Below are 11,938 nucleotides of genomic sequence, written 5' to 3' on the forward strand. Positions count from 1 at the left end.
CCGACAAGGCATCCGCTCCACGATGGCGTCCGCATGGCCTTGAGGAGAAGGCGATGGCTCATCACCACAAGTCCAACCAAGCGGTCGAAGGGGATCCGGAGCACGGTCACAGCCGCGGCATGCCACGCCGCCCCGACGCCGAGGAGCTCGACCGGCGCACCGAGGAGGAACGGCAGGAGGCGCGCTGGCCCGTGGATCCCGGTGCGGCCGACGACGGCGACGGGAAGCGGCGCTGAGGGACGAAGCGGCGCTGAGACACGAAGCGGCACCCGGGAACCGGACCCGGCCCGCCGACGCACCGAGGAAGGTCAGGCAGGTCGCCGGTCGTCGCCCGACAGCCGGTCCAGGTAGGAGGTCACCGGGGTCGCGGCGATGCCGTGCAGGACGACGGATATCAGCACGGTGAAGACCACGACCGCCCACATCTCCCGTTCGTACGGTCCGAAATCTCCCTCGCCGCAGGCGTAGGCCAGGTAGAAGAGCGAGCCGATCCCCCGGATGCCGAAGAACGCGGTCGCCGCCCGCTCCTTGGGCGCTCCCGGACCGCGAAGCTGCGCGAGCCACCCGGTGACGGGGCGTATGAGGAGGTGCAGCAGCACGCCGATCGCCGCGCCCCGCCAGGTCAGCGACGCCAGGCCGCCGGTGGCCACGAACGCGCCGACGCCGAAGAGGAGCAGCGCCATGAGCAGGCGTTCGATCTGCTCGACGAAGCCGTGCATCACCTTGTGGTAGCCGTGGCTCCGCTCGGACCGGCGCAGCGCGCACGCCGTCGCGAAGACGGCGAGGAAGCCGTACCCGTGCAGCGCCTCGGTGACGCCGTACGACAGGAACGTCGCCGCGAGCGCGACGAAGCCCTCGCCGTGTTCGGCGAGGCGGAGCGACCTGGCGCGGGACTGGAAGAGCACCTGGCCCAGCAGGACGCCGATGCCCGCGCCGACCGCCACGCCGACGACGACGCGGACGAGCACGTCGCTCCACGCCCAGTGCACCAGCCAGTCGGCGGACCAGACGTCGCCCGCCGCGGCGAGGGCGACGGCCGCCAGGACGAACGGGAAGGCGAGCCCGTCGTTGAGCCCCGCCTCGCTCGTCAGGGCGAAGCGGACCTCGTCCTCGTCGTACTCCGCGGCGGACGGTTCTCCCACCCGTACCTCGGAGGCCAGTACGGGGTCGGTGGGGGCGAGCGCGGCGGCGACCAGGAGCGCGGCGGACGGCGGCCAGTCGAGCAGCCACCAGGCGGCGAGCGCCGTCGCGCCGATGGTGAGGGGCATCGCCAGGCCGAGGAGCCGCCAGGTGGCCGCCCAGGACCGCCACCCGAAGGGGCGGTTGATGGCCAGTCCCGCCCCCATCAAGGAGGTGATCACGCAGAGTTCGGCGAGGTGCCGCACCCAGGGGCCGTCCGCGACCGGGTCGACCCGGGGCAGCGGCAGCGGCAGCAGGTAGAGCGCCACTCCGGCCGCCAGGAACACGATCGGTACGGAGACCGGGAGGCGGGAGAGCAGGCGCGGCAGTGCGGCGGCGAGGAGGGCTCCGATGCCGAGGCAGCCGTACACCGCGCCCGTGGTGGTGATCGACACGTGGTGCCGCTCCCTTCTGTCGTGTCCGTCCGTGCCGCCGCGGCTCTCCGCCGGACGCGTACGGACGCGGGTCCCGCCTCGGCCGGCTGCCGGCCGGCGACCGGCGGACCGGTCGCCGCGCCGCCTACCCCTGCGTCCGGTTTCGAACCGGCTTGCGGGCGGGTGGGCCCGCCGCCCGCTCCCGTACGGCTTCCGTCCCCTCGCCGCGTGCGGGCACGGACACCCGGTCCCGCCGCGTGCGGGCGCGCAGCCCGTCTCTCGTCTCCGCCGTGCTCCGGCACGCGCAGCACCTCGCGGGCTCGCGTCCGAGCCCTGTCACTCCAGTGGACCCGCCACGCGCGCCGCATGACCGCTCCGCGATGCGTCGGGCGTCGGCTCTCCCGTGCGCCGGGCGTCGGCGGGCCGCGCATGCGGCGCTCGGCTCGGAATTCGCCCCCGCGCGCCGGTGGCGGGCGCGCCGGGCGCATCCACCTGCCGGAGCCGGATGGACGGGCGCGGAACCCGGTCGCGTATGCCGCCGCCGGGTCGGCGTTGTTTAGTGGGGCGTGCAGGGGAAACGCGGGTGAGCGTCCATCCGGAAGTGACTCGACCTCGCCGACGAACGACCTCGCGCCCTCCGGGCGGCGGGTCGGAGAAGGAGAACGTCATGCCTGCTGGATCCAGCGCCAAGCGCGAACGCCAGTACGAACACATCAAGGAGAGCCAGGAGGAGCGGGGCACGTCCGAACGCCGCGCGAAGGAGATCGCCGCCCGGACCGTGAACAAGGAACGGGCCCGGTCCGGCGAGTCGCGGACGGCGAGCGGAACGTCCACGCGGGACGGGAAGTCCGCCTACGCCCGCGGTGGCGAGAGGTCCCACCGGGGCGCGCAGGGCCCCACCAGGGACCAGTTGTACGCGGAGGCGAGGAAGAAGAACATCGAGGGGCGCTCCGCCATGAACAAGGACGAGCTGCGCAGGGCGCTGGGACGCTGACCGCTCCGAAGCTCCCGCCCGGGGCGGGCACACGGCGACGACGCGACCGGCCCCCGGGCAGGCGGCCGGACCGAAGAGCAGAGGAGCAGGTCATGCCCGCAGACGCACGCGGCGACGACGTCTACCAGCCGCAGGACGACGGCCAGGACGCGCCGAACGACGAGCTGGACATGGAGAACACCCTCGGCGAACGCGATCTGGACGATCAGCTGGAAGAGGGCTACTCGCCGCCCGAACGCCCCCTGGCCGTGGACAAGTTCGGCACGACGGGCGCGGAGGAGAGCCGTGGCGAGTCCCTGGACCAGCGGCTCGCCCAGGAGGTCGAGGACGTGGAACCGCCCGGCGGCGACGGCATCGGCGACCTCGCCGAGGGCGAGGGCGAACCGCGGGAGCGGACCGGCGACGAGGAGCGCGCCGGACGGCTCAGCGCCGCGGAGGACCCCGACGGACGTCACACGGACGGCTTCGCCGAGGACGTCGGCATCGACGGCGGAGCGGCATCGGCCGAGGAGGCCGCCGTGCACGTCGTCGACGAACCGGACGACGAGAGGCCCCGCGGCGCGTGACGGACGGGGACCGACCGGCCGGACGCACCGATGGCTCACCGGCCCGGCGGGCGGAAGCCGTCCGGCCCCGCGCCTACGGGTGCGAGCCGCCGCCCCCTCCCTCATAGCCTCCGGAGGCCGGGCCGGGGCCGGGCAGCGCGGCGTGGTCGGCGGCCTCCCGGAGGAGGTCCCGCAGCACCAGAGCCGCCGGCACCGGGGCGGCGGGCAGGGCTGTGTGCACGGTCCGCTGCGGCGGGAGGCGGCCGAGTCGGCACAGCGCGAGTCCGGCCGGCACGGCCCGGATCGCCAGCGAGGGGACCAGGGCGACCCCCAGTCCGGCTGCGGCGTAGCCGAACTTCCCCGCCCACTCGGCGATCCTGATGACCCTCCTCGGTGTGAAGCCCGCGCGGGCCCACGCGTCGGCCAGCATGCCGGGGCTGTCCGCGGAGGCGTTCTGGAGCCAGACCTCGTCGCGCAGGTCCCTCAGGTCGACGGTTCCGGAGCCGGCCAGCGGATGGTCGCGGTGGAGCGCGACGAGCAACTCGTCCCGCAGCAGAGCCGCCATCGTGACACCGTCGGCCGGCGGCAGACCGGACGGGTAGTCGCTGACGACCGCCAGGTCGAGTTCGCCCTCCAGCAGACGCGCCACCAGAGCGCTGCTCCGGCCCTCCACCGCGGTGACCTCGACGTCGGGCCTGAGCCGCCGCAGCGCGCGGAGCGCGGTGGGCACCAGGGAGATGTTGGCGGTGGCGAACGCGCCGACGCGCAGCAGTCCGCCGCGGCCCGCGTGCAGCGCGGCGAGTTCGCGTTCCGCTCCGGCCAGGCTCTCCAGTACGTCCACGGCGTGGCGGTGCAACGCGCGTCCGGCGGAGTTCAGCCGCACCCCGCGCGGAAGCCGGTCGAACAGGGGCCCGCCCGCGTGCTGTTCGAGCGAGGCGATACGCCGTGAAACCGCGGACTGCGTGTAACTGAGCTTCAGGGCCGCCTTGGTGAACGACCCGGTCTCGGCCACGGTCACCAGCAGACGCAGTGCCTCGGTGTCGAACACGTTCCCTCCCGGCATGGCTGCGACGCGATCCCGTCGCCCGGTCGCGGCGGTGGTGACGCCCTGGCGTCGTGAACGTCGAACCAATACCACGGGACGGGGCCCTGGGGCAGGCGGCCTTCGCCGAGAACCCGCGCGGTCCGGGTGCGACGGGCTCCGGCGGCGGGTGAGAGCCGCTCGACGGCTGTCACGGTCGAGCTGTTCCCGGACGACCCGCCCCGCGTCTACCGTCGGTCCATGGACACACACGCACCCCACGACGACGCCGAGCGCCACCTCATCCGCTACAGCGGTCGTGCGGCCTTCTCACCGGAGATCATCGCGCGGGCGGCGGGCACGTCGCTGTTCACCGAGTCGGGCCGTGAGCTGCTGGACTTCACGTCCGGCCAGATGAGCGCGATCCTCGGACACGCGCACCCGCGGATCGTCGAGACGGTCCGGCGGCAGGTCGGCGTCCTGGACCATCTGCACAGCGGCATGCTGAGCCGCCCCGTCGTCGAACTCTCGCACCGGCTGGCCGCGACGCTGCCGAGCCCGCTGGACAAGGTGCTGCTCCTCACCACCGGGGCCGAGTCCAACGAGGCGGCGGTGCGCATGGCGAAACTCGTCACCGGCCGCCATGAGATCGTCTCGTTCGCCCGGTCCTGGCACGGCATGACGCAGGCCGCCGCCAACGCCACGTACAGCGCGGGGCGCAAGGGGTACGGACCGGCCGTGCCCGGCAACTTCGCCCTGCCGGTGCCGGACCGCTTCCGCCCGGACATCGTCGGCGCGGACGGGGCGCTGGACTGGCGGCACCAGCTCGACCTGGGGTTCGACCTGATCGACGCGCAGTCGGTCGGCAGCCTCGCCGCCTGCCTGGTCGAACCGATTCTCAGCTCGGGCGGCGTCGTCGAGCTGCCGCCCGGCTACCTGGCCGCCCTCGCCGGGAAGTGCCGGGAGAGGGGCATGCTGCTGATCCTCGACGAGGCGCAGACAGGGCTGTGCCGGACGGGCGACTGGTACGCCTTCGAGCACGACGGCGTCGTCCCGGACATCCTCACGGTCTCCAAGACGCTCGGCGCGGGGCTGCCGCTGGCGGCCGTGGTGACCAGCGCCGAGATCGAACAGCGGGCCCACGACCGCGGCTTCCTGTTCTTCACCACCCATGTCAACGACCCGCTGCCGGCCGCCGTCGGCAACGCCGTACTCGACGTGCTGACCGAGGACGCCCTCGACGAGCGGGCGCGGGAGACCGGCGGGGCGCTGCTCGGCAGCCTCCGCTCGCTGGCCGCCCGCCACGACGTCGTCGGGGACGTGCGGGGACGCGGACTGCTGCTGGGCATGGAACTGGTCGGTGACCGCGTGCTGGGCGAGGGCGGCTCCGACCGGCTCGGCGCCGCCGTGACGCAGCGGTGCTTCGAGCTGGGACTCCATATGAACATCGTCCAACTCCCGGGCATGGGGGGCGTCTTCCGGATCGCTCCGCCGCTGACGGTGAGCGGCGAGGAGATCGCGCGCGGGGTGGACATCCTGGACCGGGCGCTCACCGACGCCGCGCGGGAGGTGGGTCGGCGGTAGCGGGGTTCAGCCGGCCGCGGCGGCGAACGGGCCGTCCGGGCGGAAGGCCGCCCGCGCGAACCGTTCGCCGATGAGGCGGTGCGTGGCGGCGTCCGGGTGGAGGTCGTCCGGCAGGGGCAGCTCCGCGTGGTCGGCCCGGCCGTACAGGTCGAGGCCGTCGAGGTAGTGCAGGTGCGGGTCGTCGGCGGCCCGCTCCCGGACGATGCGGGCCAGTTGCTCCCGGATGACGCCGAGCGTCAGCTTGCCGGCGGCGGTCTCCGCGGGGTCGCCCATCGCCGCGAAGCGCAGCCGTCCTTCGCTCATCGCGCTGAGGTCGGGAGCGCTGGGGCCCGGGGTGTCCTCGTGGATGGGGCAGTGGATCGGCGAGACGACCAGCAGCGGAGTGGTGGGACGCCCCTCGCGGATGGTGTCGAGGAAGCCGTGCACGGCCGGCCCGAACACGCGCAGCCGCATCGCGTCGGCGTTGACGATGTTGATGCCGATCTTGACGCTGATGAGGTCGGCCGGGGTGTCGCGCAGGGTGCGGGCGGTAAAGGGGTCCAGCAGGGCGCTGCCGCCGAATCCGAGGTTGACCAGCTCGACCTCGCCCTGCGCGGCGGCGAGCGCCGGCCAGATGGCGGACGGCGCGGTGGCGTTGGATCCGTGGCTGATGGAGCTGCCGTGGTGCAGCCAGATCCTGCGGCCGGTACGCGGCGACGGGTGGGCGGGGGCGTTCGTCCGCAGGGCGACCAGCTCGGTCGTCTCGTCGTGCGGCAGCCAGATCTCCACCTCCTTGTCGTGGCCCGGCAGCTCCTCGAAGCGCAGCGTCCGCACCGGGCCGGGCCGGGTTTCCGAGGTACCGGCCGTCATGTCGATGGTGACGGTGTCCCCTTCGGCGACGCTCCCCCGACCCGCGAGCCGCCCGTCGACGATCAGGTCGTACACGCCGTCGGGACGTCGGGGCGCTCCCCGGTAGACCCGCTTGGTCGCGACGACGTCGAGTTCGACGGCGGTGGCCCGCGAGCGGAAGGCGAGCCGTACGCCCGAGGGCTGGGACTCGGCCATGGCCAGCTGGCCGTCGGGGATCTGCCGCCGGGCCCAGCCAGGCAGCCGGTGCGGCAGCACACCGCGCTCGGTGGCCTCCAGATCGAGGGCGCCGCGCACCAGCTCGTCGGTGAAGGGGACGGTGAACCAGTCGCGTCCGGTGGGCATGTCGATCGCTCTTTTCCAGGGAAGGGGCCGCCGGGGGCCGTGCGGACGGGAACGCGCGTGCGGGAAGTCGCGGAGTCCGGGTCAGGGAGCGGGCCAGGTGCGCAGCAGGATGTCCAGCGCGCCGAGGATCTCGGTCCAGCTCTCCTCGGAGGCCGGGGCGCTGTGGTCGAAGCCGCCCGCGGACTCCAGCCCGACGAACCCGCTGAAGACGCTGCCCAGCAGCCGCACCGCGTGCGTCTGCGCCGGCTCGTCCAGGTCGTAGCCGCGCAGGATCGCCCGCGTCATCGCCGCGTGCCGGCCTCCGGCACTGGCAGCCGCCGCCGCGGGGTCGAGCGGATAGCGGGCGGCGACGAATCGACCGGGGTGCCGGCGGGCGTAGTCCCGGTAGGCGTTCGCGAAGGCCGTGAGCGCGTCCTTGCCGGCCCGGCCCGCGATGGCGGCGCCGACCCGGTCGGCCAGTTCCTCCAGGGCGAGCAGGGCGATTCCGGTCTTGAGGTCGTGGACGCCGCGCACGTGCGAGTAGAGGCTGGCCGTCCTGACGCCGAGCCGGCGGGCCAGCGCGGCCGGCGTCGTCTGCTCGAAGCCGATCTCGTCGGCGAGATCCGCCCCGGCGCGCACGACGCGCTCCGCGCTCAGCCCCGCGCGCTGTGCCATGTCCGTCCTCCGCGATGCTCGCCCCACGGCAACCTCAGCCTGATGCCAGTCTGCATCCGCCTAATGTCATTAGGCAAATCCCGACCATGATCAGGCCCGCGTTGCCGCTACGTGTTCTCCGGGGCGGACCGCGGTGCGCGCTCCTCCACCAGTGCCAGGTAGTCCGCGGCGAGGCGGTGGCAGTCGCCGGGCCAGCGGGCGGAGACGTAGTTGCCGTCCCGCACGGTGAAGCCGCGCAGCGGACGTGCGGCCGTGTCCCGGACCGGCAGCACCGGGCCGGCTTCGAAGTGGTGCGGGTCGGCGAGGGCCGCGGTCACCTCCTGCTGGACCGTGGTCGGATACGTCCGGTAGTAGCGGCCGAGCTTGAGGCGGGTGAGGTTCCAGGCCGTCAGCTCCAGCAGTGACGTGAGCGCGGTGGTCCGGCGTCCGTACAGCACGGAACGCCCGGTCCCGGGGTCCTTCGCGCGGGCCGCGAGGAGGACGCCGTGGCATACGGCGCCGACCGGGAGCTCACGGGCGAACGCGTCGGCGACCAGGCCCTGGGCCGTGACGCTGTCCAGCATCGTCCGCATGCCCGGGGCGTGACCGCCGGCTATGAACAGTCCGGTGACGGCGGACCCGTCCACCTCCTCGTACGAGAACGGCGAACGGAACCAGGGATCGTCGGTGAGACGGCGGTAGGCGGCCAGATCCTGGGAACGGGTCATCAGCCACGGGGAGAGCCAGGAGAATCCGGTGTCGGTGAGCCGCTCGTCGGCCAGGGCGATGCGCCCGTGCGGCGTCGCGAAACGCACCTCGCGCCCGGCGGAGGCGAGCGCCGCCCAGGGGATCGCCACTTCCGTGGGGTCGTAGTCGCACTCGGGCAGAAGGAAAAGGATCATCGCGGCCTCCTCGCAGTGGTGTCCTCACGCCGGCCACACGCGGGTTACTGACGCGTAACACCGGCTCCCGGAGTGTACGAGCCGAACGCGCGCGGCGCCTCTCCCCTTCAGGAATGCGAAGGCTCGGTGATCATTCCGGACGCCCTGTCCATCGACGACGGACGCGTGCTGACGGCCGCCGACGCGCCGGAACCGGCCCGTACCCGGCGTTCTCCGCCCGGCCGGGGCCGCGATCGCGCAGAGTGGACCGCATGGACCGTATGACGACACCCGCGGAACTGCTCCGCGCCTTCGCCCGCACCCGCGCCTCGCTCGACGGCGAGCAGGTCACGTACTGGTGGTCGGGGGACGTGTACTCCTGGGCGCCCGACGAGCCCTACCAGCGTGTCTTCGGCTTCGAAGGGCTCAATGCCGCGCGGCTGGTCGAGGACCCCGGGCAGGGTCCGGACGGGTATCGGCTGCTGACCCGGGAAGCCGCCTTCTACCTGGACCCGGTCACCCGCGAGATCCTGGAGACCTGGCAGGACCTGCCGGTGGTGCACGTCTGGAACGATCCGGCCAACCAGAAGTGGCGGCCCTTCCCCGTTCCCACCACCGACCTCGGCGGTCAGGTCTGCTTCAGTCTGGAGATCCCGCTGTCCTATCCCTCGCCGCTGCCGGTGGCGCAGTACCCCCTGCACTCGGCCGGCGACACCTACCGGGCCCTGGAGCTCTTCCAGTTCTTCGCCGACCGCGCCGACCTGGCCGGCCACGCGCCGAGCGTCCCGGCCACCATGTCGTGGAGCCGGATGTCCCCGTGGCTGCCGTGGATGGCCCGCGGACAGCGTCCCGGCGGCCTCGCCTTCCACTGCCGGGGCCGCAAGCTCGGCTCGTACGCCGAGGTCCCCGAGCGCACGCGCGCCTATGTCGCCGACCGGCACCCGGAGTTCGCCCGTGCCCCGGAGACGTGGAGCGAGCCGAACGAGACCAGTTGGACGTACTTCCGCAGGCTCGACCCGCCGGTGTAGCCGGTCCGCCGGGCAGCGGTACGTGCCGGCCCGCCGGGGCGGACCGTCGAGCCCCGCCCCGGGTGAGAGGCCGGGCCACCGCTCCGGCCGACCGGCCTCAGCGGATGTCCTCCGCCAGTTCGACGATGATGCCCTCCGGGCCTCGGACGTAGCAGAGGCGGTAGGCGTCCGCGTACTGCCGCACCTCGCCGACGAACTCGGCACCGCTTTCGCGCAGGGCGGCGACCATCGCGTCGAGGTCGTCCACCTCGAACGCGATGTGGCGGATGCCCGGCGCGTTCGCCGGGGCGTTCCGGTCGCCCTGCGGGGCTGCGGGGGTGTGGACCTTCGAGAGTTCGATCCGCCCGCGGCCGTCGGGGGTCCGGACGACCGCGATCTGCGCCCTGACGCCTTCGAGCCCCAGGACGCGGTCCACCCAGCGCCCCTCCACCTGCCCCTCGCCTTCGAGTTCCAGTCCCAGCGCGACGAAGAACGCCGTCGCGGCTGTCAGGTCGTCGACGACGACCCCTACGTGGTCCAGCCGTTGGATCGCCATGCGCCCGATGGTAGGGGCCGGTCCGCGCATCGCCGCCGAGGCGCCTCTCGCCGGTGGCGCCGCCGCCCCGACATCGCTCACCGCTCGTGAGCACCGCGTCGAGTACGTCGGCCACGGCCGGAACCCGCGAGGCACAGGCCCGTGCGGGCCCCTGCGGGCCGGGTGCGTGATCGCGGGATTGATCGATTCGGAAATCTATTTCACGGCGGGGTCAGATGACCGAGATGCATGATAATTCTTTGCGGCAACAGAGTTGACCGTTGCCTGCGGAGAACCACGTGCCTCGACTCCGAGCCGCGCGACGTTCCCCCCTCCCGACCGGTGCCGCCACCCCGGGCTCCACAGCGCCCACCAGCGCCGTGCCACAGCCGGAGCACCCGCCGGCCCGTGCGGGACAGGCCACCAGTCGAGTGGAGGGATTTGATGATCGGACGCCGGACGCTCCTCGCCGCGACAGGAGCGGCGCTGCTCAGCGGCGCGTTCACGGCCGGGACGGCACGGGCCGATTCGACGATCGTGGTCGATCCGTCGAAGAGCTACGGCACATGGGAAGGCTGGGGTACATCGCTCGCCTGGTGGGCGAAGGTGTTCGGAGGCGACCCCGTCCACGCGGACCTGTTCGCCGACCTCTTCTTCACCGACAAGTCCGTGACGTACAGGGGGAAGACGCTCCCCGGCCTCGGCCTCACCCTGGCCCGCTACAACCTCGGGGCCTGCGGCTGGAACACCGTACGGCTGGCGGACGGCCGCACGGTCCGGATGGACCCCGGCCGCATCCCGTGGCACAAGCAGATCGGCGGCTACTGGCTGGACCCCGGAGACACGGGTTCGCCGGTCTGGGACTGGAACGCCGACCCGGCCCAGCGGGCCATGCTGCTCAGGGCGACCCAACGCGGCGCGCGCAGCGAGCTGTTCGCCAACTCGCCCATGTGGTGGATGACCGACAGTCTCAACCCTTCGGGCGCCACAGCGTCGAAGAAGAACAACCTCGGCCCCGCCCACTACCGGAGCCACGCGTCCGGCATGGCCGCGGTGGCGCTCCACGCCCGGGAGAACTGGGGTGTGGACTTCGCCTCGGTGGAGCCCTTCAACGAGCCCAGCTCCGGGAACTGGTGGACCGGATTCGCCGGGGCCCAGGAGGGCTGCTTCATGACTCCGCAGGTGCAGGAGGGGGTACTCCCGCTGCTCCGCGAGGAGTTGGACTCGCGCGGTCTGACGACGACGAAGATCTCCGCCTCCGACGAGGCGACCGTCGACACCGCCATCAGTACGTGGCAGGCGCTCGGCAGCGAGGCCAGGGCCCTGGTCGACCGGGTGAACGTGCACGGCTACCAGGGCGCGGGAGGCGACCGCGCCGAGCTCCACCGACTGGTGGTCGCCGACGCGGGCAAGGGGCTGTGGAACTCGGAGACGGGGACGGCCGCGGCGGACGGCTTCACGATGGCCCAGTTCCTGCTGAACGATCTCCACGCCCTGCATCCGACGGGCTGGGCCTACTGGCAGCCGCTGGACACGCACCGCGAATGGGCCATGATCCAGTACACCGTCAACGACCCGGCGGACCCCTCCAAGGGCGTGACCCTGTCCGACACCGTGAACCCCAAATACCACGTCATGGCGCAGTTCAGCCGGCACATCCGCCCCGGGATGACGATGCTGCACACCGGCGTTCCGCACGCCGCCGCGGCCCTGGACGAGGAGACGGGCCGGCTCGTCATCGTCGTCGCGAACAACGGTCCCCGGACGGACATGACGTTCGACCTCTCCCGCTTCACCACCGCGGCCGGCGGCGCGAACGGCGCGGTGCCCCGCTGGAACACGGGCGTCGGCGAGGCCTACGTACGCCGCGAGGCGACCGTGCGCGAGAAGAAGGTGACCATCCCCATCAACGCGAAGTGCGTGCAGACGCTCGAAGTCCAGGGCGTCGCCGTCTGAGCGTGGCCGCCTGCGCCGTCCCGCCGCCGGGCCCGCCG

The 11,938-nt window shown here is 73.0% G+C and carries 12 protein-coding genes; 6 read left to right on the forward strand and 6 right to left on the reverse strand.

Going from position 1 to position 11,938, the window contains the following annotated elements; all coding sequences use genetic code 11:
• The first annotated feature begins 53 nt into the window (after window positions 1-53).
• On the forward strand, window positions 54-236 hold the full coding sequence (locus tag EES43_RS01995) for a hypothetical protein (RefSeq protein ID WP_124267045.1): 183 nt from the start codon (window positions 54-56) through the stop codon (window positions 234-236).
• A 72-nt stretch (window positions 237-308) separates the two neighbouring features.
• Here EES43_RS01995 and EES43_RS02000 read toward each other — a convergent pair whose 3' ends face one another.
• The gene (locus EES43_RS02000) at window positions 309-1,574 is read right to left on the reverse strand and encodes a cation:proton antiporter (RefSeq protein WP_206429979.1); all 1,266 of its coding nucleotides are present in this window, start codon (window positions 1,572-1,574) and stop codon (window positions 309-311) included.
• 646 nt (window positions 1,575-2,220) lie between these two features.
• On the opposite strand from EES43_RS02000, the gene EES43_RS02005 reads away from it, so the two are divergent.
• Entirely contained in the window at window positions 2,221-2,547 is a 327-nt protein-coding gene (locus EES43_RS02005) for a plasmid stabilization protein (RefSeq protein ID WP_124267046.1), read from the forward strand.
• 92 nt (window positions 2,548-2,639) lie between these two features.
• Window positions 2,640-3,113 carry a DUF5709 domain-containing protein gene (locus tag EES43_RS02010; protein ID WP_124267047.1) on the forward strand — a complete coding sequence of 158 codons (474 nt, stop codon included), beginning with the start codon at window positions 2,640-2,642 and terminating at the stop codon, window positions 3,111-3,113.
• Window positions 3,114-3,186: 73 nt separating this feature from the next.
• Here EES43_RS02010 and EES43_RS02015 read toward each other — a convergent pair whose 3' ends face one another.
• Window positions 3,187-4,140: a LysR family transcriptional regulator gene (locus EES43_RS02015; RefSeq protein WP_124267048.1), complete on the reverse strand. Its 954-nt coding sequence runs from the start codon at window positions 4,138-4,140 to the stop codon at window positions 3,187-3,189.
• Between the two features lie 234 nt (window positions 4,141-4,374).
• Between EES43_RS02015 and EES43_RS02020 the strand changes: the two genes are divergently transcribed.
• Window positions 4,375-5,697, forward strand: a complete 1,323-nt coding sequence (locus EES43_RS02020; RefSeq protein WP_124267049.1) for an aspartate aminotransferase family protein — start codon at window positions 4,375-4,377, stop codon at window positions 5,695-5,697.
• A gap of 6 nt (window positions 5,698-5,703) precedes the next feature.
• Here EES43_RS02020 and EES43_RS02025 read toward each other — a convergent pair whose 3' ends face one another.
• The 3 genes from EES43_RS02025 to EES43_RS02035 all read right to left on the reverse strand — a co-directional run bounded on the left by EES43_RS02025 (window position 5,704) and on the right by EES43_RS02035 (window position 8,423).
• The gene (locus EES43_RS02025) at window positions 5,704-6,888 is read right to left on the reverse strand and encodes a GDSL-type esterase/lipase family protein (protein WP_124267050.1); all 1,185 of its coding nucleotides are present in this window, start codon (window positions 6,886-6,888) and stop codon (window positions 5,704-5,706) included.
• Between the two features lie 81 nt (window positions 6,889-6,969).
• A complete protein-coding gene (locus tag EES43_RS02030) occupies window positions 6,970-7,542 on the reverse strand; it encodes a TetR/AcrR family transcriptional regulator (RefSeq protein WP_124267051.1) in 573 nt (190 codons plus the stop codon).
• A gap of 107 nt (window positions 7,543-7,649) precedes the next feature.
• Window positions 7,650-8,423 carry a type 1 glutamine amidotransferase domain-containing protein gene (locus tag EES43_RS02035; RefSeq protein ID WP_124267052.1) on the reverse strand — a complete coding sequence of 258 codons (774 nt, stop codon included), beginning with the start codon at window positions 8,421-8,423 and terminating at the stop codon, window positions 7,650-7,652.
• A gap of 260 nt (window positions 8,424-8,683) precedes the next feature.
• Between EES43_RS02035 and EES43_RS02040 the strand changes: the two genes are divergently transcribed.
• Complete coding sequence (locus EES43_RS02040) at window positions 8,684-9,430, forward strand: DUF1838 family protein (RefSeq protein ID WP_124271746.1); 747 nt, start codon at window positions 8,684-8,686, stop codon at window positions 9,428-9,430.
• 97 nt (window positions 9,431-9,527) lie between these two features.
• Here the strand turns inward: EES43_RS02040 and EES43_RS02045 are convergent, their stop codons facing one another.
• Window positions 9,528-9,965, reverse strand: a complete 438-nt coding sequence (locus EES43_RS02045; RefSeq protein ID WP_124267053.1) for a VOC family protein — start codon at window positions 9,963-9,965, stop codon at window positions 9,528-9,530.
• Window positions 9,966-10,388: 423 nt separating this feature from the next.
• Here EES43_RS02045 and EES43_RS02050 point away from each other — a divergent pair, with 423 nt between their 5' ends.
• The gene (locus EES43_RS02050) at window positions 10,389-11,900 is read left to right on the forward strand and encodes a glycoside hydrolase (protein WP_124267054.1); all 1,512 of its coding nucleotides are present in this window, start codon (window positions 10,389-10,391) and stop codon (window positions 11,898-11,900) included.
• The last annotated feature ends 38 nt before the right edge of the window (window positions 11,901-11,938 follow it).

This window comes from Streptomyces sp. ADI96-02 (genome assembly GCF_003846185.1).
GTDB lineage: Bacteria > Actinomycetota > Actinomycetes > Streptomycetales > Streptomycetaceae > Streptomyces.